Genomic DNA, 22,511 nt, shown 5'->3' with positions numbered 1-22,511 from the left:
CCTTGGCGGTTGGTTTCTGAAAGGCAGTTAAGTCCCGCAGTGTTAACCTCTATGCAAAGTGCAGCGAACGACCGCTTCGAGCCTAATGTGTCAAATGGCCATGCCCGCTTCGGGCTGCAACCAACTCCCGCCCACCCAACTTAATCCCGCTCAAGCACCCCAAGGCCGCGCAGGTAGATGCCCATGCCGCTTTCCAGCAGGTCTTCGGCGGAAAACGGGGAGCGGGCGCCGGGTTCGCCGCGGGCGAACAGTTCGACCACGCCGTGGGACATGGCCCAGATGTGGTGGCTGATCATGCTGGCGGGGGGGCGTTTTTCGGCGGGCAGGTGGCGGCACAGGTCTTCGGCGGCTTGGGTCAGCACGTTCATGGCACGGTTGGCGACAGTGGCCAGTTCGGGGTTGGCGTTGATCTGCACGCCGCTTTCAAACATCGCAATATAATAGCCGGGGTATTTGCGGGCAAAGGCCAGATAGGCGCGCCCCACGGATTCAAATGCGGTCAGGGCCGAGGGTTGGCCCTTGTGATAGGCGAAATCCATCAGGTCGGCGAAAATTCCGAACCCTTGGCGGGCGATTTCGGCGATGATTTCCTCTCGGCCTGAAAAATGGCGATAGGGGGCGGCGGCGGAGACATTTGCCTGTTTTGCAGCCTCGGCCATGGTGAACCCTGTGGGGCCTTTTTCCTCGATCAGGGCGATTGTTGCCTCGATCAAAGCCTCTTTCAGGTTGCCGTGATGGTATCCTTTACGGGCCAAAGTCTGCGCTGCCTTTTCATACTGATCTGCTGCGAGATAGCGCCAAGGGGGCGGTGGATCAAGCGGCGATTGGGGGGCGTGTTCGGGGCAAACCCTAGCGGATGCGCATGGCGTTCGCGCGGATCGCGCTTGATTTACAACAGAAAATCCGGCCCGCCTGTGATTTTTGGATCAGGAGTTGCGACCAGTTTTTGATCTTTTCCGTCATAAGGCACTTGCCCCAGAACGCAGCGGATGGCGGCCAGACGGGTGCGGCGTTTGTCATCGGAGCGGATCACCGTCCACGGCGCATGTTCGGAATGGGATGCCTGAAACGTTTCGGCAATGGCTTGGGTGTATTCGTCCCATTTATAAAGCCCTTTGACGTCAATTCCCGATAGTTTCCACTGCTTCAGACGGTCACTTTCACGGTCCAGAAAGCGGCGCAACTGTTCGGCGCGCCCGACTGTCAGCCAGATTTTTGAAAAGAGTATCCCGTCGTCACAAATCATCGCTTCAAACGGGTTCACTTGGGCAAAGAAATGGGCCCGCTGTGCATCAGTGCAAAAGCCGAACACCTTTTCCACCACACCGCGATTATACCAACTGCGGTCGAACAGAACGATCTGCCCCGCGGAAGGCAAGTGCTTGATATATCGCTGGAAATACCACTGGCTGCGCTCTGCATCTGACGGTTTGGACAGGGCAACCACCTTGGCGTTGCGCGGGTTCATATTTTCACGGAACCGTTTGATGGTGCCGCCTTTGCCCGCTGCATCGCGTCCTTCAAACACCACAGCCACACGCGCCCCTGTTTCAGCCACCCAAGACTGCATTTTGACCAGTTCCACTTGCAAATCCGCAAGCGTGTCTTCGTAGTCATCCTTGTCCATACGGGTGTCATAGGCATAGTCGGGGTTCAGGACCTCATCCTTTTTAGCCTTTTCGATTGCCTTCCTGATAGCGTCGGGCGCATCGCTTTCGAAAAAGGCGCTGATGGCACCGTCAAAGGGTTTGTTCAGGGATTTTTTGGCCATGGGATCCTCGTCTGCTTTGCCCGACTATGACCGCGCCGCAGGCAGAGTGCAACGGGGCGCGGTGCATGCGGTCTAGCGCGCGCTGAGGCTTAAGGTGCCATATTGGTCGCGGGTGTAACTGGGCAGGACGCCCGTGCGGAATGTACCGATGCCATTGGTAAAATTTTGTGAAAACATCAGGGTTAGCGACAGGCTGGTCACTGTATCCGCATCAAAGCCACCGTCTTGCAGATTTTCCAGAACGCCGTCGAAGGACAGGCACAGCTTGGTAGGAGCGCAGCCATCCTGCGCCATGCCGCTGGCGCGAAAGCTGCCAAAGAGTGCGCCATTGGCGAAAGTGCCACTAACGGCGAATTCACGGTCTCCTTTATCTGTAATCACCAAAGCCACCCTATCCGACACACCGACCGAGACATTCATTGCCTCACCCGAAAACGCATAGGTGGCAGGATTTTGTGCATGGGCAACAGACGTGCTGAGGCACAGAAAAACAGCAGGCAGGGCATGATGGAAAGGGGGCATATTTGAAATGGGTCCAATGGCTTTGTGCCGTTAGCCTAATGCAGGGCGCCACGCTCTGGCAAATGAAAGCTGCGCACCCCTAGCGGGTCAGCCGCCCGACCGCCGCCAGAATTTCGTCATGGGCGTAGTGGTGGACCGAATGGCCGACGCCAGCGACCTTGGTATAGGTCACGTTTTGTAACTGTTTGGCCAGAACATCGGCGTGGATTGTCGGCGGGATGGATTTATCCTCGGCGCCGTGAATGATTTCCACCGGCATGGTTAACGTGCCATAGCGCAGGGATTGTTCTTCGACGAAGGGCAGCAAGCCGTTCACCTGCCGCCCGTTGGCGCGCAGGGTGACTTTGCGCAGGGTCAGCGGCGCGCCGATGTAATCCAGATACCCGTCCGGCGCGGGTTTCGGGGCGAAAATGGATGTCAGCGTATCCTCGACCAGTGATTTTGGTGCAAAGGCAGACAGGGCCGTGCCCAGAACCGCGCCTGTGACGGGTGCCGCCGCAAGGGCGTAGAGCTTGGACGGGGGCACCACCCAAGGGTTTGACACTGCATTCATCAACAACACGCCTTTGGTGGCATTTGGATAATCAAGCGCCCATCGCAAGGCGACTGCGCCGCCATAAGAATAGCCCCCGATGATGGCGTCTGGATAGCCAAGCGCATCTGTGGCGGCCTTTAAAAGGGCGGCTTGTTCTTGCAGGCTTTCACCCTGATCGTTCAAGGTCTGGGTGTAACCATGACCCGGGCGGTCAAAAGCGATGACTGTATGGGTTTTGGCCAGCTTGCCTGTCAGTTGAAAGGTAAAATCCCGCAGGTTCCCGCCCGCGCCGTGGATTAATACCAGCGGCGGGCCGTCGCCCTCGATCACGTAATGGACCTTGGTGCCATCAATACTGATGAACTGGCCGATCGGGGGATAGTCGCGGGTGGCGCGCGCATCGTTGCGCGCGCTTTTATAGGCCGCAACACCCGAGGTCAGCGCAAATGCCAACCCCGCCGTTGCTGCTACTTTGCGGATCATTTTGGCGTGTCCGTTTGGGGAGCGGTTGTTGTTCCAGCTTTAGTCCCGATTTTTGCCATATCAAACGGGGTGGTCTGGTAAATCTCGTTGATCCAGTTGCCGTACAGCAGATGCCCGTGACTGCGCCAGCGGTTCATCGGCGGTTTGGACGGGTCATCATCGGGGTAATAGTTCATCGGCACATTGATAGGTGTGCCGTTTTCCACATCCCTGTCGTATTCCTGTTTCAGCGTGTCCCTGTCGTATTCAAAGTGGTTGAACACATAAAGCGCACGGTGGTCAGGATCCTGTACAAGGCATGGGCCTGACTGATCAGACGTAATCAGGGTTTGCAGCCCTGCCTGATCCAACTCATCCTGACGGACCTCTGTCCAGCGGGACACAGGGATCACCAGATCATCGGAAAACCCGCGCAAATAGGGCGAGCCTCTGCCCACGCGCTGATGGCGGAAGCAGCCAAAGGCCTTGGCGTCCAGCATGTGTTTGTCCACGCCGTGGAAGTGGTTGATCATCGCCATACCACCCCAGCACACGCCAAAGGTCGACAGCACATTGGTCTGGGTCCAGTTCATCACCTCGACCATTTCATCCCAATAGCTGACCTCGCGAAACGGCATGTGTTCAATGGGCGCGCCGGTGATTACCAGCCCGTCAAACTTGCGGTGTTTGATTTCCTGAAACGAGGTGTAAAACGCCTCCATATGGTCTTGGGACGTGTTCTTGGACTGGTGTTCGGTCATGCGGATCAGCGTCAGGTCGATCTGCAAAGGCGTGGCGCCAATCAACCGCGCAAACTGGGTTTCCGTGGCGATCTTTTTGGGCATCAGGTTCAAAAGCCCGATTTGCAGCGGGCGGATGTCCTGTCGGGCTGCGTCGTCATCGGTCATCACCATAACGCCTTCGGATTGAAGGACGTCAAAGGCGGGCAGGGTGGATGGGATTGTTATAGGCATAAGATGAAACCAACTAGGTGATTTATAAGGTCAGGCAAGGGTGCGGGCGATGAGTTTCGTAAAATCATCGGTGGACCGGACCATCGCCATGTCATCAGCCGAGACCGTGACACCCCAGCGATCCGCAATTTTGCGATACCGCGGGAGGCGATGGTCCAACAACATTCGATACCCCCAGCGGATAAAATCATCTGGGTCAACTTCGGGCTCGCTTAGCGCGTTATTCGCCAGATATTCCGACCAGACCTGTTCCAGAAATTCCGGCTGGTAATACATGGGTTTCGGGGATTTGGCGAAGCGTTTTACGAGTTCTTCAATATGCGAGTCAGCGCCTTCGATCCAGACGGGCAGCACGTGTTCGCAAAGTTCGGTCATCACCGGATCAATCGGGCTGTCTGCGTTGATGACCTCGACCATGGACCCTGATGTGTCACAGACAAAGTGGTCATAGCCATAGATGGTCTTGGCCCGTTCAATGAAATGCACCGTGTCAAACAGGGCATTGGTTTCGGCCTGTGCATGCAGGGTCTGACGGCGCGAGTATTCGGGGAAGCCGATGCCACCCAGATCGGGATTGCCCGGTTTGCCAAGATAGGTGGACAGGGGCGCGAGATTGTCAAAGGTGATATTGGAGCCGATGAAAATACTGTCATTGCGCAGCAAATCCGCAAGGAACGGGTTTTTCATCGCCTCGGCTTTGAAGTTATCCACGATATGTTCGCCCATGTACCGCGTGCCGATGCGGTAATCGACGGAATAGTGAAACCAGCCGGAATCCCGCAACGTGTTGGACACATAGGTTTTTCCAAGGCCGGACATCCCAAACAACATAACGCGTTTTTGCGGGGCGTTCAGCCAGTCTTGTGCGGATTTATAAAGCATGTCTTCGGCCTGTGGTCTGTAATTCTGGTGGTAATTACCTGCGCCCTGACGGGGGATTTTGCAAGTCCTGGCGCGGTGTTAGCGCGAATGGAGGCTGTGGGCAAGATTGTCGGGTCTTGCTTGCGCGCATCCGCTGCCACGGGAACGTGTGCTGTGACCTGCGCCTCCGGCGGGGATATTTCGGGAAAATGGAGCCGGTGGGGCGTTACACAGCAGTGGCGTTTGCACGGGCGAGGTTGGCTTTGTTTTCCGCACGGATATTGAGGTAATTCGCGGCAAAGACCAGTGCCGCGCCGATGAAGATCGCCATGACCAAAGGTTCACCGTAAAGGAAATACGCCACCACGGCCACAAGCGGCAGGCGCAGGAATTCCAGTGGGGCTACGATGGTGGCGGGGGCCAGTTTCAGCGCTGTGGTGATACAGTAATGGGCGGTTAGGCCGCCCAAAGCAACGAAGATGACCCAAGGCATCAGGGCGAGTGTTGGCAGGGTAATGTCCAGATCATAGCCCGCACAGGCCAGTCCCAGAACGCCTTGGATGCCAGTCAGCCAGAACATGATTGAAATGGTCGGCTCGGTCCGGCTGAGGGTTTTTGTGGCGATTGTGGTGAAGGCAAACATAATGGCGCAGGCAGCAGCGGCCCCTGTGGCAAGCGTGATAGGCGCGCTTTCCGGGCGGGCGACAATCAGGATGCCGATAAAGCCAAGAATGAAAGACACAATGCGCGTGCTGCTCATCTTTTCGCCCAGAAAGAAAGGGGCGAGCATGGCGATCCACAAGGGGCTGGTGAATTCAAAGGCAAAGAGTTGGGACAGCGGGATATAAATCAGCGCGTAAAGCCACAGATTCTGGCCGATAAAATGGCACAGGTTGCGCAACCCGTGCAGTTTCAAGCGGTTGGGCGAGATTTCAGTCAGGGTGCCATTAAGCGCGGCTATTCCAAGCACAACAACAACGCCGATTGCCGAGCGGTAGGTCATGATTTCAAAGGTATCAAGGGTGGAGGATAACTCCCGCCCTGACACGGCCATCAGCGTAAAGCTGAACATGGCGCCGGTCATGTAAATGGCGGCTTTAAGCGGTTGGGATTGTTGATCGCTCATCTTGAAATCTTTACGTTTTATGCTTGGGGCGAATGGCTGCCTGCCTATGCCTAGCCGAGAAGTCGGGGCGGGACAATGGAGGTTCTCCCTGAAATGCAGACCCCGCCAAATAGGTCGGGGCTGGATCCAGGGACGATGCTTTCGGCAAGGCGTAAAAAAGGGGCCGCGAAGGCCCCTTTTTGTGTTATTTTCCAGTCGCCCGTGACCACCAGCCAGAACGTTTCGGCTTTGGCTTGGCCGGAGGCGCTTCCGGCTCTGCGGCTTTTACCTCTGGCTCTGGAGCAGGCGTTGGGTCTGCAGCGGCAACCAATTTTGGCTCGGGCGCAGGCTGCGGCGGCGTTTTTGTTATCGGGATTTCAACAACGTCCGGTGCCGCTACAGGAGAGGGAGCAGGGGCCTCGGTCGGCTGAGGTGTGCTTGCCTCTGGCTCTGGCGCGGGTTCTGCGGCTGGTTCTGTCCCGGGTTCCGCTGCTGCGGCTTCGGCTTCAGCGGCTGCTTTGGCTTCTGCTGCAGCTTTTGCCTTACTGGTGCGCGGGGCCGCTGGTTTGCGGGTGCGGGGTTTGCGCGCTGGTTTTGCGGGCTTCTCCTCGGGGGCGGCTTCAACGGCTTCGGCTGTGACCTCAGGGGCTGCTTCTGTGGCCGCTTCAGCTGTAGGCTCTGCTACCACATCGCCGACCGCATCCGGTGCAACCTCGGCTGCTGTGGGGGTGTCTGCTGTGTCCACAACTGCTGGCGCATCTGCTGCGACCTCGGTCTTTGGTTTTGCTGGGGACCGCCGGCGGGACGTTGTGCGGGACTTTTTGGCCGGTTCCGCAGGCGCGTCTTTGGCACTGGCAGTTGCAGCGTCGGCCCCAGCTTCAGGTGCTGTGTCTGTTGCCCCGTCAGAGGAGGCTGCATCGGCGCCGTTTTCAGCACCGTTTTCGCCATTTTGCGAGTCGTTGCGGTCTTTTCCGCCCCGCCGCCGCCGCCGCCGCCGTTTTTTCTTCGGCTGCTCGTCACTGGTTTCGGCTGCGCCTTGGCTTTCGGCGTTTGCGCCAGCCTCATCTTCGTCGATGTTTTCTTCGATCTCTTCCTCAAGCTCGAAGGGTTCAACGCTGTCGATGGTCACTGCCGCACGGACGGGTGGTTTCGGGATGCGACGGGTCGAGGTTTTGAACTTCTCGATCTTATGATCAGGGCTGATCAAATGCACATCCGCTTCGATCCGGATCGCCATGCCGTAGCGGGCTTCGATCAGGGCGATATGTTCGCGTTTTTCGTTCAACAGGTAGTTGGCGATGGCCACAGGGGCGGTCACCAGAACCTCGCGGGTGCGTTTGCGGGTGCCTTCATCCTCCAGCTCGCGCAGGATCAACAGCGCCATGCTGTCGTCAGAACGGGTCAGGCCGGTGCCGTGACAGGCCGCACAAGGCGATGTGGTGGCTTCCAACATGCCCGGGCGAAGACGTTGACGGGACATTTCCATCAGGCCAAAGCCGGAAATCCGGCCAACCTGAATGCGCGCACGGTCGTTTTTCAAACGGTCCTTCATGCGTTTTTCAACGGATGAATTGTTGCGACGTTCTTCCATGTCGATGAAGTCGATGACGATCAGACCCGCTAGATCGCGCAGTTTCAACTGGCGTGCCACTTCTTCGGCAGCTTCCAGATTGGTGCGCAGGGCGGTGTCCTCGATCGAACCCTCTTTGGTGGATTTGCCAGAGTTGACGTCGATGGCGACCAACGCTTCGGTGATGCCGATCACGATGTAGCCACCGGATTTCAGCTGCACAGTCGGATTGAACATGCCGTCCAGATAAGATTCGACCTGATAGCGGGCGAAGAGGGGCAGGGGTTCGGAGTAGTGCCGCACGCGGGCTGCGTGGCTTGGCATCAGCATCTTCATGTATTCTTTGGCTACGCGGTAGCCTGCGTCGCCTTCCACAAAGATTTCGTCGATGTCGCGGTTATACAGGTCGCGGATCGAGCGTTTGATCAAGTCGCCTTCTTCATAGATGCCAGCCGGGGCGATGGACTTCAGGGTCAGGTCGCGGACCTGTTCCCATTGGCGCATCAGATATTCATAGTCCCGTTTGATTTCGGTTTTGGTGCGTTTGGCACCGGCTGTGCGAATGATCAGACCTGCGCCTTCGGGCACTTCGATCTCGTTTGCGATGTCTTTCAGTTTCTTGCGGTCGGCTGCGTTGGTGATTTTGCGGGAAATGCCGCCGCCACGGGCTGTGTTTGGCATCAGAACGCAATACCGTCCTGCCAGTGACAGGTAAGTGGTCAGCGCCGCGCCCTTGTTGCCGCGCTCTTCTTTAACAACCTGAACCAGCAGGATTTGACGGACTTTGACGACTTCCTGAATCTTATAGCGCCGTGCCCGTGGTTTGCGCGGGCGGAATTCGGCGCGCACATCATCGTGGCTGTCGTTTTCGACTTCTTCTGTTTCTTCTGCGGATTCTACAGATTCAACCTGCGGCTCAACAATCGGGGCCGCGTCTGTTGGTTCAGCAACAACAGGTGTTTCGGATGCTTCTGCTTCTGCCTCAACAGCTTCGACCACAGGCTCTTGGGTTGGAGCAACCTCGGCAGGTGCTTCGGCTTCTGTGGGGGCCTCAACCTCGGCTGATGTTTCAGACTCCGATGTTTCGTCAACAGGCGCCGCAGCGCGCTGGGGTTGCCCGCCTGCTTCTGGCACATCAACCAGACCTGAATCATCATCGTCCAGTTCTATTACATCTGATGAAATAACATCATCTTTTGTGGTGGCCGCGCCATCGCTGGCGGCTTCGGTTTTTTTGGAGCGAGAGGTCCGGCGCGAGCGTTTCGGCTTTTCGCGGGCTTCTTCTTCGGCCATGGCCTTGGCGTATTCGGCCTCTTCGGCCAACAGTTTTTCGCGGTCTGCTACAGGGATCTGGTAGTAATCGGGATGGATTTCCGAAAACGCTAGAAAACCATGCCGATTTCCGCCGTAATCGACGAAAGCAGCCTGAAGCGAAGGTTCAACGCGTGTTACTTTTGCAAGGTATATATTGCCAGCCAGCTGGCGTTTGTTTTCGGATTCAAAGTCGAATTCTTCTACCTTGTTTCCATCAACCACCACGACCCGGGTTTCTTCCGGGTGGGTGGCATCGATAAGCATCTTTTTAGCCATAGTGTATCTTTCGCACGCACATCCGCACAGGGGCGGTCCCTTCTGTTTCCAGGGGGGGCCGATGTAGAGTTTGCGTGGTAAATTGAGGCGATTTTCATGGCGTTGCTGTCGTCCAAACGCAAAAACGGCACAGGCGTTAAGCCTGCTCCGTGCGAGTATTCAACATAGTCAACGCGTTTCATCGCGGTTATCTCCAGCATCCTTATGGTCGGATGCCAAGCTCTGGCGCGGGCTTTGCTGTGACAGCGCTGCCTGCGCAATTCGGGTGGCCGGTTGGCCTTGCCGATGAAAGCGATCACGAGAGCGGGCGCCGTTTAGGGCCCTGAACATCACCGCGTTTCGTCAGCGAAACTGTTAAAAGCAGGGGTTCTGAGAACCGCTGTTACAAATTAGTCTTATGGGGTGCATTGAGGAATTACAATCGGTTTTTAGCTGCGCTATGGTATAGGCAGGGCGATAAACCAGCAAAATGCGATCTCTGAAAAAGGGACAAGACGGTAAAATGAGCGGTACTATGAACAGTAAATCGAAACCACGAGCAATTCTTTGTGCAGCCCTGTGCGCGGCCTTTTGTACAGCGGGCATTGGCGCGTTTTTTGCAGATTCTACCCCTGTGATGGCGCAGGATTTGCAGGCTTTGGCGCGGGTCGAAATGGACCGCTCAACGATCAAAGATGGCTCTGGGGATGCAGTAAACCTTAAGTTGCAGCTGTCTCAGCCTGTCCCGTATCGCGTGTTCACGCTGGATAATCCGCCGCGTATTGTTTTTGATTTTAAAGAAATTGACTGGACTGGTTTTGATGCGGCCAAAGTGGATCAAAGTGATGTGGTCACAGGGCTGCGGTTCGGAATTTTTCGCCCTGGCTGGTCACGGCTTGTGCTGGATCTGGCTTTTCCGGTTTTGCCCGAAAAAACCGAAATGCGCGTGGACGAAGAACGCGGAACAGCGATTCTCGACGTAAAAATGACCTCTGCCAGTCAGCAGGATTTTACGCTGCGATCAAAACAACGTGAAGAAGACGGCTGGGCTTTGCCAAAAGCCACCAAAGCGGGCGAACCCAAAGAACGCCAATTGGGGGACCGACCTGTCGTGGTGGTGATTGACCCCGGTCACGGTGGTGTTGACGGCGGGGCTGAACGGGACGGCTATGAAGAAAAAGATCTGGTCCTGCAATTTGCCCGTGAATTGCAAGAGGCGCTGATCCGGTCCGGACGGTTTGAAGCAAAACTGACCCGTGCTGAGGATGTGTTCCTGTCTTTGCCAGATCGTATTTCCGTGGCCCGCACCCATGGTGCGGATGTGTTTATTTCCATTCACGCAGATGCGCTGGCCGAAGGAAGTGCAACAGGAACAACAGTTTATACACTCTCTTCACAGGCGTCATCTACTATGGCGGCGCAATTGGCAGAACAGCATGACCGCTCGGATCTGCTGGCAGGGGTGGATTTGCACCAACAAGACGACCAGATCGCCGCGGTGCTGATGGATATGGCACAGCGCGAAACCGGTGTGCGCAGTGAAATGCTGGCCGATATGCTGGTGAACGGCATCGCTCAATCGGTTGGGCGTATCCGCAAACGGCCCCATCTGAGCGCGGGTTTTACTGTTTTGAAAGCCCCTGATATTCCATCGGTGTTGGTTGAACTGGGGTTCATGTCGAATAAAAGCGATTTGAATAACCTGTTGACCGAACGCTGGCGCAAACAGGTTGTTGCGGGCATTATCAACGCCTTGGATACATGGACCGTGGAAGATGCCGCGCAGGGGCGCTTGTTGCGTCAATAACCCCCTGATTGCCAGATAACGCGCACTGGATCAGGGATCGGATCAGGGGTGGAAACACATAAGCCACAAACAAACGCTTTATTTTTCCAAGAAAACCCCTAAATCACCCGTCATAGAGACAGATTTGAGCGCCTTTAAGCCAAATCACCGGAATGGCTGCTTTGACCCCTGTTCGACGGGTTGGTAAGATGCCGTGTAAGAGTTGGGGAGTCGCACGCGTGCTGCGTATTATTTTAAACTTTTTTGGTTGGATTTTCAGCGGCCTGACCATCGGTGCTGTTCTGGTTGTTGTGGCTGTGGGCGCGATCTTCTGGATGTATGGCCGTGATCTGCCGGACCATCAGGCGCTGGCCAGCTACGAACCTGCCACAATCAGCCGTGTTTATTCCGGTGAAGGCAAGGTGATGGATGAATTCGCCCATGAGCGGCGCATGTTCACCCCTGCGGACGAAATTCCTGACATCGTCAAAGAGGCCTTCGTCAGCGCCGAAGACAAACACTTTTACGAACACAAAGGCTATGACCCCCAAGGGATCGCCAAAGCGGTGTTTGACAAAGTGGTTAAAGGCCAACGGTTGCGCGGGGCCTCGACCATCACGCAGCAGGTCATGAAGAACTTTCTGCTGGACGGTTCGCGGGATTACGAGCGTAAGATCAAAGAAATCATTCTGGCAACGCGGCTAGAGGCCAGTTTGTCCAAGGATCAGATCCTTGAATTGTATCTGAACGAAATCTTTCTGGGTCAGAACTCTTATGGTGTGACTGCGGCAGCAGACACGTATTTCGGGAAAAATCTGGAAGAGCTGACCGTGGCCGAAGCCGCTTATCTGGCTGCATTGCCCAAAGCCCCCAGTGATTACCACCCCGTGCGTCAAAAGGAACGGGCGGTCGGGCGTCGCAACTACGTTCTGGGGCAGATGCGCGACAACGGGTATATTGACCAAGCGGCTTATAAACTGGCCAGAGACAGCGATTTGCGAACGGTACAATCGGGCGAATATGCTTCTACGCGGTCTGAACGCCCGCCACGGGATTACTTTACCGATGAAATCCGTCGCCAACTGTCTGGCGATTTCGGCGAGGATGAATTCTTTGGCGGCGGTCTGTCGATCCGCGCCACAATGGACCCCGTGTTGCAAAAAGAGGCCGCGCTTTCCCTGCGCTCCGGTCTTGAAAAATATGACCGCAATCTTGGGATTTATCGCGGACCCTCCGGTAAGATAGAGGCTGAAAAGCTGACATCTGAACCTGCTTGGCGCGAGGCTTTATCCAAAGTTGACATCCCGCGCGACATTGAAGGCTGGCACCCCGCTGTGGTTCTTGCCTTGTCCGACTCCTCTGCCCGTATCGGGATTGAAGGCGTGGACGAAGACGCGGACGGGCATTTCCTGTCTATGAAAGAATTCAACTGGCGGCCGGTTCTGGGCAATGGTCGGGCTGGCAAAAAAGCCCGCACCCCCAGTGACTTGCTGGCTGTTGGGGATGTGATCCATGTGCGGGCCATCACCAAAGACGATGATGGATCGTTCGTGCGCTGGAGCCTGCGCCAAATCCCCCGCATTCAGGGTGGTTTCATGGCGATGGACACCAATACGGGCCGCGTTCTGGCCATGCAGGGCGGGTTTTCCTATCAGGCGTCGGTGTTCAACCGTGCCACACAAGCCACCCGTCAGCCGGGGTCTTCGTTCAAACCGTTCGTTTATGCCTCGGCTTTGGATAGCGGTTATAGCCCGTCGACAATCATCATCGACGCCCCGATTGAGGTGCAAACCCCCCAAGGTCTGTGGCGCCCCAAAAATGCATCCAACAAGTTCTATGGCCCAGCCCCGCTGCGGGTGGGGATTGAGCGGTCTCGCAACCTGATGACCATTCGACTGGCACAAGATGTGGGCATGAATGTGGTCGCGGATTACGCTGAACGCTTTGGTGTTTACGACGACATGGGCGAATTCCTTGCCAATGCGCTGGGATCCCAAGAAACCACGCTGTTCAAAATGGTGGCGGCTTACGCCATGTTCGCCAATGGCGGTGAACGGGTGGAGCCTACTTTGGTGGACCGCGTACAGGACCGCTGGGGCAAAACCATCTATCGCCACGACAAACGCATTTGCGAAGGCTGTAAGCTGGCGGCCCTTGAACCGGGTGTTTCCCCGCAGATCACGTCGGATCGGGAACGGGTGATGGATGCGGTGACGGCCTATCAGCTCACCTCTATGATGCGCGGCGTTGTGGAACGGGGCACCGCCAGCGGAACCGTGAAACTGGGCGTGCCTGTGGCGGGGAAAACCGGCACCACCAATGACGCCAAAGATGTTTGGTTCATCGGTTTCACCCCCAATATCGTGGCGGGGTGCTACATGGGCTATGACCGTCCTCGTGCGCTGGGGCGGGGGGCCTCGGGTGGGGGTATGTGTGGGCCTGTGTTTAACAGCTTTATGAAAAAGGCGATCAAGCTTTACGGCTCGTCCGATTTCGAAGTGCCGCCCAACACCCGCTTTATCAAGTTCGACCGTTTTTCCGGCGCGCGTCTGTCACCGGATGCAACAGGGCCAAACGTGGTTGCTGAACTGTTCCGCATGGGCGAAGAGCCCGAGTACGGCGTGTTCAGCATCATCGACGGCGGCTTTGCCATGGGTGAGGATCTACAGCTTTATGGCCGCGATGAAGGGGGCAACGACACAGTTGTCACCACATCGACTGGCGAAAAGAAAGTGATCCCCAAGAAAGCAACCTTCGGGTCCTTGTCGTCTGGCGGGTTGTACTAAAAGCGGGGGCGCAGGTGCCGACAGCCACCTGTGCCCACTTGCTGCACACCTGCGAATCCTTGAATTCAACCCCGTGATACCCAATTATACGCACAGGCATTTGTGCCTGGTGACCTATTGAGGAGAAACTGATGGGACTTTGGAATTTTGTAAAAGAGGCCGGTAAATCGGTATTTGGCGCTGCCGAAGCGGCCCCGGCTGAAGAAGCATTGTTGCAAGAAATTAACGATCTGGGACTGGACGCATCGGGTCTGGATATCAAAGTGGACGGCGACAAGGTGTCTGTTGGCGGCACAGCAGTCAGTCAGGAAATGAAAGAGAAAGTCATCCTGGCCGTAGGCAACGTCGAAGGCGTGGCCGCGGTGGATGACAGTGCAGGGGGCACCGATCCAGTGTTCCACACCGTTGAAAAAGGCGACACATTATGGGCTGTGTCCAAGAAAGCTTTGGGCGACGGCAACCGCTACAATGAGATTTTTGAAGCCAACAAGCCAATGCTTAGCCACCCTGACAAGATTTACCCGGGCCAAGTGCTGCGCATTCCCGTGGCTTAACATGTAGACAAATATCATAATCGCCCGAACGCGGCGATCTGATCGGAAAACCCCGCTGGTTCTGGCGGGGTTTTTTCGTATGAGGCGGCGCGGCTTCGCCTTCGCTTACGAACTTGCGTCATTTTCCCTTTGGTAAGGCTTGCCCTAACGGCATTTTGACCCCATGCTGTGAGCCGAAAATACAGGCGGACCAACGCCTTTCTGGGAGGAAGAATTATATGGCCATCTTACGTGATCTGGCATCCGTCGTTGCGATTGAATCCGAAATGCCGGTCGAAGACCGTTGGACCGCGAAAACGGTGTACCAGCGTCTGGAACAGACCTGTGAGAGTCAGGGCAATCGCCCCGCTGTCAGCTTTCAACTGCTGTCTGGCCCGACCGATCCGAACATCACGCTGACATGGAATGAAACCAAACACAGGGTGACACAGGCCGCGAACCTGTTCCGCTCGCTTGGGGTGGGGCCGACCGATGTGGTGGCCTATTTGCTGCCAACCACCCATGAAACAGCGATTACCATGATGGCGGGGATGACAGCGGGCATAGTTGCGCCGATCAACCCGACGCTAAAGCCTGACCAGATCGCCGCTTTGTTGCGCGAAACAGGTGCAAAGGTGTTGGTGACACTTAAAGCGTTCCCAAAGACCGAAGTAGCGCAATTGGCGGCACAGGCTGTGGCACAAGCCCCGAATGTAACCACTGTGATTGAGGTCGATTTGCTGGCCCATCTGACAGGGCTGAAGAAATTCATCGTGCCGTTGGTGCGCCCGAAAGTGGACGTAAAACACAGTGCTAAAGTGATCGAGTTCAACGCAGCCCTTGCAAGTCAGTCCGGTGACAAGCTGACCTTCGATGAGGATCTGAACGACCCGTTCTGCGCTTATTTCCACACTGGCGGCACCACAGGCATGCCGAAGATCGCGCAGCATCGACATTCGGGCATTCTGTACAACGGCATGTTGGGCAGCCTGATGCTGCTGAAAGAAACCGATGTGGTGATCTGCCCGCTGCCCATGTTCCACGTGATGGCGGCTCATGTGTTCTGGGCGGCGATGATAACCTCGGGGGCGCATATCGTCTTTCCAACCCCTGCGGGCTATCGCGGGGAGGGGGTGTTTGATAATTTCTGGAAGCTGGTGGAACGCTATAAAGCGACTTATATGGTCACTGTTCCCACTGCCGCGGCTGCGCTGATGCAACGGCCCGTCAATGCGGATATTTCCACGCTACAGGGGGCCATGTGTGGGTCTTCACCTTTGCCGGTTGAGCTGTTCCGACGGTTTCAGGACGTGACGGGGGTGGAAATCCTCGAAGGTTATGGCATGACCGAGGCCACCTGTCTTGTGTCGGGTAATCCCAAGCACGGCGAGAAGAAAATCGGCTCTGTCGGGCTGCGCTATCCTTATACCGACATCAAGATCCTGCATTGTGCCGAGGACGGCAGCATCACCAAGGAATGTGGTCTGGATGAAGTGGGCGAGATTTGTGTGAACAACCCCGGGGTTATGGTGGGGGAAACCTATACGGATGCCAGCAAAAATGTGGGCCTGTTTGCGGGCGGCACCCATCTGCGTACGGGGGATTTGGGGCGGTTTGATGCGGATGGCTATCTGTGGATAACAGGGCGCGCCAAAGACCTGATCATTCGGGGCGGTCACAACATCGACCCTGCCCTGATCGAAGAGGCTTTGGCGGGCCATAAAGACGTGGCCTTTGCGGGTGCGATTGGCCAGCCTGACGCCCATTCAGGGGAAATCCCCTGTGCCTATGTCGAACTTGTTGATGGGGCCACAGCCACCGTTGCCGATCTGATGGCTTATGCAACCGAGCATGTGCCCGAACGCGCCGCCCATCCGAAATACATCGAGATCATGGACGAGCTGCCAAAAACCGCAGTGGGTAAAATCTTTAAGCCCGACCTGCGGCGCAAGGCGATCACGCGGATTTATGATGCCGCCCTTGCAGAAGCAGGCGTTGGCGCATCTGTAGCGCAGGTTATCGAGGATAAGAAGCGCGGCTTGGTGGCCCAGTTGCAAAAATCGGATGGGTCTGTGACGGATGAAGCCGTGTCAGCGGTTCTTGGCGGGTTTATCAACCCTTGGGAATGGGCCTGATTATTGTCAGGTTCTGATGCTGGAAACGTTTAGGGGGGCTTTCGCCCCCCTTTTTTTTATGAGTATTTTTGGAACATTGAAGGGGTTAGGATTTGCCTGCAAAACGCGCCTGCATGTCGTCGCGCGCATCATCGGTGATTTTGGCGAACATCACGTCAGGGACTGTGAAGGCATGGCCTGCGGGCAGGGCAGACAGGGCGCTGGCGGCATCTGTTGGCCAGTTTGACGGGGCGTTCATGGCCGTCAGCATAGTGTCTGCGGCGTCCGGGATAAACGGTTCTGACAGCACGGCATAAAACGGGATCAGGTTCAGGGCAAAGCGCACGGATGTGGCGGCGGCTTCGGGGTCTTCTTTGAATTTGGACCACGGGGCGGCGTCTTGCAGGTATTCGTTGCCAAGGGTCCAGATGGCGCGCAGTTCATTTGCCGCTTTACGGATTTCCATGGTTTCCATGAAGGTTTGATAGGCGCTCAGACGGGTTTGCAGCGCGTCGATGACCGCTTGTTCGGCTGGGCCATAGGCCGGGCCTGCGGGGATCTCTTCGCCAAATTTCGAACGGGTGAATTTGGTGATACGCGAGACAAAGTTGCCAAGCACATCGGCGAGGTCTTTGTTCACCGAGGTTTGGAAATTGTCCCAAGTGAATTCGGAATCTGATGATTCAGGCACATGGGACAGCAACCACCAGCGCCAGTAGTCAGAGGGCAGGATGGACAGGGCTTGGTCCATAAACACGCCGCGTCCTTTGGAGGTGGAAAACTGCCCGCCATCATAGTTCAGGTAGTTGAAGGATTTGATGTAATCCACCAGTTTCCACGGTTCGCCTGATCCCATGATGGTGGCGGGGAAGGACAGGGTGTGGAAGGGGACGTTGTCTTTGCCCATGAACTGGACGTATTTCACATCTTCCGCGCCTTTGTCGGTGCGCCACCAGCGTTCCCAATCCGCGTCGGTTTTGCCGTTTGCGTCTGCCCATTCTGCGGTGCCTGCGATGTATTCGATGGGGGCGTCGAACCAGACGTAAAAGACTTTGCCTTCCATGCCCGGCCAATCCTCGGTGCCTCGTTTGACGGGGATTCCCCAATCCAGATCGCGGGTGATGCCGCGATCCCGCAGACCGTCACCGTCGTGCAGCCATTTCTTGGCGATGGATGTGGTCAGCACGGGCCAGTCGGTCTTGCTGTCGATCCACTGGTCCAGTTGATCGCGCAGGGTCGATTGGCGCAGGTAGAGGTGTTTTGTTTCGCGTACTTCCAGATCGGTGGAACCTGAAATGGCAGAACGCGGGTTGATCAGATCGGTCGGGTCGAGCTGTTTGGTGCAGACTTCACACTGATCGCCGCGTGCGTCTTCGGAGCCGCAGTTGGGGCAGGTGCCTTCGATATAGCGGTCAGGCAGGAAGCGGCCATCGGTGTTGGAGTAGATTTGGGTTTCGATGATTTCTTCGATCAGGCCTGCATCGGCCAGTTTCCCTGCGAAATGCTGGGTCAGCCCGTGGTTGCGCTGAGAGGAGGACCGTCCGTAATGGTCAAATGACAGGCGAAAGCCTTCGGCCAGTTCGGATTGCACCGCGTGCATGTCTTTGCAGTATTCCTCGACCGGTTTACCAGCTTTGGCGGCGGCCAGTTCGGCAGGGGTGCCATGTTCGTCGGTGGCGCAGATGAACATCACCTCATTGCCCCGCGCGCGGTTGTAGCGTGCATAGAGATCGGCGGGCAGTTGCGAGCCGACCAGATTGCCGAGGTGTTTGATCCCGTTAATATAGGGAATGGCGGAGGTGATGAGGATACGGGCCATGGGTACGTGCCTTGGATATAAGTGCGTCAGGTTTTCGGGCTTGGGCTGGTGTAACCGAAGACAAAGCGCCAAGCCAGAGGGGAATCAAAGGGGCGCTGCCCCTTAAACCCCGGGATATTTCCAGAAAATGGAGATCAGGCGGAGTGGACACCGTTTGCGAGTGTTTTCACGAAGGCCAGAACGTCGGCGGCGGGTTCGCCTGCGCCGATTTTTTCAACGATAGCAGAGCCGACGACAGCGCCATCTGCCACTGCCGCCATGTCGCGCGCAGCGGCTGGGGTGGTGATGCCAAAGCCGATGCAAACGGGGATGTCGGTGGATTGTTTGATGCGCGCGACTTCGGCGCCAACGGTTTGTGCGTTGGCAGACCCTGATCCGGTGATGCCGTTGATTGCCACGTAATAGATAAAGCCGGATGTGTTTTGCAGCACTTTGGGCAGGCGTTTCGCATCGGTTGTGGGGGTGGCCAGACGGATGAAGTTCAGGCCAGCGGCATTGGCGGGCAGGCAAAGTTCGTCGTCTTCTTCGGGGGGCAGGTCAACCACGATCAACCCGTCGATTCCGGCCGCTTTGGCATCTGATACAAATTGATCCACGCCGTGGTGATAAATCGGGTTGTAATAACCCATCAACACGATGGGTGTGGTGTCGTTGTCTTTGCGAAACTCGGTGGCCATTTGCAGGGTTTTCTTAAGCGTCATGCCGCCGTCAAGCGCGCGCTGGCCAGCCAGTTGGATGGTTGCGCCATCGGCCATCGGGTCGGTGAAGGGCACGCCCAGTTCGATGATGTCTACACCTGCGGCGGGCAGGCCTTTCATCACTTCTAGCGATGCATTGTAATTCGGATCTCCGGCCATGATGTATGACACAAATGCGGATTTTCCGTTGGCTTTGAGGTCTGCGAATTTTGCGTCGATCCGTGACATGGGGCGGCCCTTTGTTAGTGTTGATGTGGTTTGCGCCATAGGGGCGCGGAAATCAATGGGGCCAGCGCATTTTTGCAGGGCTTTGGCGCGGTTTTATGCGGTTTTCCTTGACGTGCAGCGCTGGGGTGATAGGGCAGGCGCAACTGTAAAATTTGATGAAAAAGGCCTGGATCATGGGGTTTAAGACTGGAATCGTTGGGATGCCGAACGTGGGGAAATCCACGCTTTTTAATGCGCTGACAAAAACTGCGGCGGCACAGGCGGCGAATTTCCCGTTTTGTACAATCGAACCCAATGTGGGCGAAGTTTCTGTTCCTGATGTGCGGCTTGATAAACTGGCAGCGATTGCAGGCAGCAAACAGATCATCCCGACGCGGATGACGTTTGTGGATATTGCGGGCCTTGTCAAAGGCGCCAGCAAGGGCGAGGGGTTGGGCAACCAGTTTCTGGCCAACATCCGTGAATGCGATGCCATTGCCCATGTCCTGCGGTGTTTTGAAAACGATGACATCACCCATGTGGACGGGCGTGTGAACCCTGTCGAAGATGCGGCGACCATTGAAACTGAATTGATGCTGGCCGATCTGGAAAGCATCGAAAAGCGCCTGACAGGATTGGTGCGCAAGATTAAGGGCGGCGACAAAGAGGCGGTTCTGGCTGATAGTTTGTTGCGCCGCGCCAAGGCCGCACTTGAAGCAGGTCAACCCGCCCGCACGGTTGATGTGGCTGACGACGAGCGCAAGGCCTGGAACCTGTTGCAGATGCTGACCAGCAAACCTGTACTGTATGTGTGTAACGTCGAGGAAGAAAACGCGGCCAAGGGCAATGCCTATTCTGCGGCGGTTGCTGAAATGGCCGAGCGGGAAGGGGCTGCCAGCGTGGTGATCTCTGCCGCAATCGAGGAAGAGATCAGCCAGTTGGACGGCGAGGAAGCAGAAATGTTCCTTGACGAAATGGGGCTTGAAGAAGCTGGCCTGTCGCGCCTGATCAAAGCGGGCTACGGGCTGTTGAAACTGCAAACCTATTTCACTGTCGGGCCGAAAGAAGCACGCGCCTGGACCATCGCAGCAGGCACCGCAGCACCCGCTGCCGCAGGCGTGATCCACGGCGATTTTGAGCGGGGTTTCATTCGCGCGGAAACAATCGCCTATAATGATTTCGTCGATAATGGCGGCGAGCAAGGGGCCAAGGAAAAAGGCAAAATGCGCGCCGAGGGCAAAAGCTATATCGTGGCTGACGGGGACGTGCTGCACTTTTTGTTCAACACCTGATCCAAGTCCAAAGATTAATATTGCGACAGAAGCCCGCTTTAATTCTGAAAACGAATTAAGGGGGGCTTTTTTTGTATGCGCTGCGGTCATTTCCCAGCATTGCCTAAAATTGGAATTATCCCCACGCGCAGATTTGTGAATTTTTCCGCGATTTTTTCGTGCCGACCATACCGCAACTTTTAATACAATTTGAATATCGCCAATTTGTTAAGGCACTGAAGTTGTGTGATTTTGTAAAAATACAGCGCCGAAAAGCCGCGTTAACTTTAGACTTTCTAAAAGTTGGAAAAGTTCAAATTTGATCAAGTAAGATTCTGTTAAATTCTCTAGCTCACGCCAGTGACTGAAGCAAACGCGCGGCAGTCCAGATGGTGGAACACACGGACCAAGCGCCCAAAATCAGGTGTTGGAATGTTAACGTTCAAAATTGAAGCTACGATAGAAGATACATCAAAAACCAAGCTGCAAGGCCTGTCGGATATTGCACTGGTTTATCTGGACAGCGGTTGGACCGTTGTAGTTGCAAGTGCCGCAGATAGCGCTCTGACTACGTTTAAATTCGCAAATGGTCTGGTGGGGGATGTGATTGACACACAGGCATTTACATCCACATCCGGCACACAGACAGTTTGGAACATGACCTTTGCCACCATGGGCGATACAGTCGCATTGGTTCCAGCCACCCGTTACGAAGATCAGGCCGTTGTTTATGAAATGACCGAAGCGGGTGATTTTGCACCCACAGCAGGCGCTGGCAGCATGGCTGGTTTTGGTTTGACCCATTCGGTTGAAATCGACGGGTCGGTATTTGTTTTTGCCGGCGGTTCAGGCGTGACCAGCTACACATTGGGCGGCGGGTTATCTTTGATCGAGCGGGCTTCATTTGCAGATACAGCAGCCCGTCATCTGGGTGACATCAGTGCATTTGCCAATGTGACAATCGGTGCAAACGACTATTTGTTCGCAGCCTCTGCTTTTGATGCGGGGGTGAGCAGCTTTAAAATCAAATCGAACGGCGCGCTGTCCTTGGTCGACGAAGTAGAGCCGGGCGATTTTTCCGGTTTCTCTCGTGTGCAGGCTTTGACCACTGTGTCTGTTGAAGGCTCCGACTTTCTGGTCATGGCGTCTGCGGGTACGTCCAGCCTGACCACTTATAAAATCAACACTGCTGGCGAATTGCGCGAGGTGGATCACCTGATTGATACGCTGGACACACGGTTTCAAAACGCAACGCTTGTTGAAAGTTTCGAATTTGACGGCCGCAGCTTTATCGTTGCCGCAGGGTCGGACGATGGTATTTCAGTTCTGGAAGTCGCGGCTTCTGGCGCGTTAAGCGATATGGGCTCTTTGGCAGATACATATGATATTGCGCTGGATAATATCTCTGGTCTGGCTGTTGAGGTGATCGCGGGCGAGGTTGTTATTCTGGTAAGTTCAGAAACCGACCACGGCTTTACCCAAATCACCCTAGATATGAGCCGTCTGGCTGCTGCTATCAAAGGCAGTGCAGGGGCAGATACCCTTAAGGGCACTCGCGACGAAGACATTATCAATGGCATGGACGGCGATGATGTGATCGACGGTCAAAGCGGTGACGACCTGATCATCGACGGCGCTGGCCGTGATATCCTGATCGGTGGCGGTGGTGCGGATGTGTTTCAATTCGTTGAAGACGGCACTGTAGACGAGTTGGTTGACCTGCGCCCGAACAACGACCTGATTGATCTGTCAGGTTTTGCGGGCGTAAACCGTATGTCGGATATTGATGTGATGGACTGGTGTGACGGCGTGATGATCATCGTCAACAGCGACGTCATTTTGGTGCATGACTATACAAATGTTGAATTCACAGTGGATACTTTTGACGCTTCGAACTTCATTTTCTAAAGCTGGGTCAAAAGGGTGCA

The 22,511-nt window shown here is 55.7% G+C and carries 16 protein-coding genes; 6 read left to right on the top strand and 10 right to left on the bottom strand.

Annotated features, from left to right (window positions below; genetic code table 11):
- Positions 1 to 140 precede the first annotated feature (140 nt).
- From GGE09_RS07925 to GGE09_RS07890, 8 genes are all read right to left on the bottom strand, one after another.
- On the bottom strand, positions 141 to 755 hold the full coding sequence (locus GGE09_RS07925) for a TetR/AcrR family transcriptional regulator (protein WP_309745568.1): 615 nt from the start codon (positions 753 to 755) through the stop codon (positions 141 to 143).
- Between the two features lie 134 nt (positions 756 to 889).
- Positions 890 to 1,756 carry a polyphosphate kinase 2 gene (gene ppk2 / locus GGE09_RS07920; RefSeq protein WP_309745800.1) on the bottom strand — a complete coding sequence of 289 codons (867 nt, stop codon included), beginning with the start codon at positions 1,754 to 1,756 and terminating at the stop codon, positions 890 to 892.
- An 87-nt stretch (positions 1,757 to 1,843) separates the two neighbouring features.
- On the bottom strand, positions 1,844 to 2,293 hold the full coding sequence (locus tag GGE09_RS07915) for a hypothetical protein (protein WP_309745567.1): 450 nt from the start codon (positions 2,291 to 2,293) through the stop codon (positions 1,844 to 1,846).
- Between the two features lie 79 nt (positions 2,294 to 2,372).
- Positions 2,373 to 3,311: an alpha/beta hydrolase gene (locus GGE09_RS07910; protein ID WP_309745566.1), complete on the bottom strand. Its 939-nt coding sequence runs from the start codon at positions 3,309 to 3,311 to the stop codon at positions 2,373 to 2,375.
- Positions 3,308 to 4,264, bottom strand: coding sequence for a homoserine O-succinyltransferase (gene metA, locus GGE09_RS07905; protein ID WP_309745565.1), 957 nt, complete (start codon positions 4,262 to 4,264; stop codon positions 3,308 to 3,310). Before metA ends, GGE09_RS07910 begins: the two co-directional genes overlap by 4 nt.
- Before the next feature lie 30 nt (positions 4,265 to 4,294).
- Positions 4,295 to 5,146 carry an ATPase gene (locus tag GGE09_RS07900; RefSeq protein WP_309745564.1) on the bottom strand — a complete coding sequence of 284 codons (852 nt, stop codon included), beginning with the start codon at positions 5,144 to 5,146 and terminating at the stop codon, positions 4,295 to 4,297.
- A 205-nt stretch (positions 5,147 to 5,351) separates the two neighbouring features.
- Entirely contained in the window at positions 5,352 to 6,251 is a 900-nt protein-coding gene (locus GGE09_RS07895) for a DMT family transporter (protein WP_309745563.1), read from the bottom strand.
- Positions 6,252 to 6,435: 184 nt separating this feature from the next.
- A complete protein-coding gene (locus tag GGE09_RS07890; protein WP_309745562.1) occupies positions 6,436 to 9,390 on the bottom strand; it encodes an Rne/Rng family ribonuclease in 2,955 nt (984 codons plus the stop codon).
- 514 nt (positions 9,391 to 9,904) lie between these two features.
- Between GGE09_RS07890 and GGE09_RS07885 the strand changes: the two genes are divergently transcribed.
- From GGE09_RS07885 to GGE09_RS07870, 4 genes are all read left to right on the top strand, one after another.
- A complete protein-coding gene (locus tag GGE09_RS07885) occupies positions 9,905 to 11,176 on the top strand; it encodes an N-acetylmuramoyl-L-alanine amidase (protein WP_309745561.1) in 1,272 nt (423 codons plus the stop codon).
- Positions 11,177 to 11,394: 218 nt separating this feature from the next.
- Complete coding sequence (locus tag GGE09_RS07880; RefSeq protein ID WP_309745560.1) at positions 11,395 to 13,941, top strand: penicillin-binding protein 1A; 2,547 nt, start codon at positions 11,395 to 11,397, stop codon at positions 13,939 to 13,941.
- Positions 13,942 to 14,072: 131 nt separating this feature from the next.
- Positions 14,073 to 14,495, top strand: a complete 423-nt coding sequence (lysM, locus tag GGE09_RS07875) for a peptidoglycan-binding protein LysM (RefSeq protein ID WP_309745559.1) — start codon at positions 14,073 to 14,075, stop codon at positions 14,493 to 14,495.
- 218 nt (positions 14,496 to 14,713) lie between these two features.
- Positions 14,714 to 16,609, top strand: a complete 1,896-nt coding sequence (locus tag GGE09_RS07870) for an acyl-CoA synthetase (RefSeq protein WP_309745558.1) — start codon at positions 14,714 to 14,716, stop codon at positions 16,607 to 16,609.
- An 85-nt stretch (positions 16,610 to 16,694) separates the two neighbouring features.
- On the opposite strand, the gene metG is transcribed toward GGE09_RS07870, so the two are convergent.
- Entirely contained in the window at positions 16,695 to 18,407 is a 1,713-nt protein-coding gene (gene metG, locus GGE09_RS07865) for a methionine--tRNA ligase (protein WP_309745557.1), read from the bottom strand.
- A 134-nt stretch (positions 18,408 to 18,541) separates the two neighbouring features.
- Positions 18,542 to 19,333: a tryptophan synthase subunit alpha gene (gene trpA / locus GGE09_RS07860; protein WP_309745556.1), complete on the bottom strand. Its 792-nt coding sequence runs from the start codon at positions 19,331 to 19,333 to the stop codon at positions 18,542 to 18,544.
- Positions 19,334 to 19,506: 173 nt separating this feature from the next.
- Here trpA and ychF point away from each other — a divergent pair, with 173 nt between their 5' ends.
- Positions 19,507 to 20,604: a redox-regulated ATPase YchF gene (ychF, locus tag GGE09_RS07855; RefSeq protein WP_309745555.1), complete on the top strand. Its 1,098-nt coding sequence runs from the start codon at positions 19,507 to 19,509 to the stop codon at positions 20,602 to 20,604.
- Positions 20,605 to 21,015: 411 nt separating this feature from the next.
- Complete coding sequence (locus tag GGE09_RS07850; RefSeq protein ID WP_309745554.1) at positions 21,016 to 22,491, top strand: hypothetical protein; 1,476 nt, start codon at positions 21,016 to 21,018, stop codon at positions 22,489 to 22,491.
- Positions 22,492 to 22,511: the final 20 nt, after the last annotated feature.

This window comes from Roseobacter sp. N2S (assembly GCF_031454055.1).
Lineage (GTDB): Bacteria > Pseudomonadota > Alphaproteobacteria > Rhodobacterales > Rhodobacteraceae > Amylibacter.
This window is presented reverse-complemented; position numbering and strand designations above follow the sequence as displayed.

Excerpts from the sequence above, each read along its gene's own strand:
- GGE09_RS07915 (WP_309745567.1), bottom strand. The coding sequence starts at position 2,293 with ATGCCCCCTTTCCATCATGCCCTGCCTGCTGTTTTTCTGTGCCTCAGC.
- GGE09_RS07870 (WP_309745558.1), top strand. The coding sequence starts at position 14,714 with ATGGCCATCTTACGTGATCTGGCATCCGTCGTTGCGATTGAATCCGAA.
- GGE09_RS07910 (WP_309745566.1), bottom strand. The coding sequence starts at position 3,311 with ATGATCCGCAAAGTAGCAGCAACGGCGGGGTTGGCATTTGCGCTGACC.
- GGE09_RS07885 (WP_309745561.1), top strand. The coding sequence starts at position 9,905 with ATGAACAGTAAATCGAAACCACGAGCAATTCTTTGTGCAGCCCTGTGC.
- GGE09_RS07895 (WP_309745563.1), bottom strand. The coding sequence starts at position 6,251 with ATGAGCGATCAACAATCCCAACCGCTTAAAGCCGCCATTTACATGACC.
- GGE09_RS07850 (WP_309745554.1), top strand. The coding sequence starts at position 21,016 with ATGTTAACGTTCAAAATTGAAGCTACGATAGAAGATACATCAAAAACC.
- lysM (WP_309745559.1), top strand. The coding sequence starts at position 14,073 with ATGGGACTTTGGAATTTTGTAAAAGAGGCCGGTAAATCGGTATTTGGC.
- metA (WP_309745565.1), bottom strand. The coding sequence starts at position 4,264 with ATGCCTATAACAATCCCATCCACCCTGCCCGCCTTTGACGTCCTTCAA.
- GGE09_RS07900 (WP_309745564.1), bottom strand. The coding sequence starts at position 5,146 with ATGCTTTATAAATCCGCACAAGACTGGCTGAACGCCCCGCAAAAACGC.
- trpA (WP_309745556.1), bottom strand. The coding sequence starts at position 19,333 with ATGTCACGGATCGACGCAAAATTCGCAGACCTCAAAGCCAACGGAAAA.
- metG (WP_309745557.1), bottom strand. The coding sequence starts at position 18,407 with ATGGCCCGTATCCTCATCACCTCCGCCATTCCCTATATTAACGGGATC.
- GGE09_RS07890 (WP_309745562.1), bottom strand. The coding sequence starts at position 9,390 with ATGGCTAAAAAGATGCTTATCGATGCCACCCACCCGGAAGAAACCCGG.
- ychF (WP_309745555.1), top strand. The coding sequence starts at position 19,507 with ATGGGGTTTAAGACTGGAATCGTTGGGATGCCGAACGTGGGGAAATCC.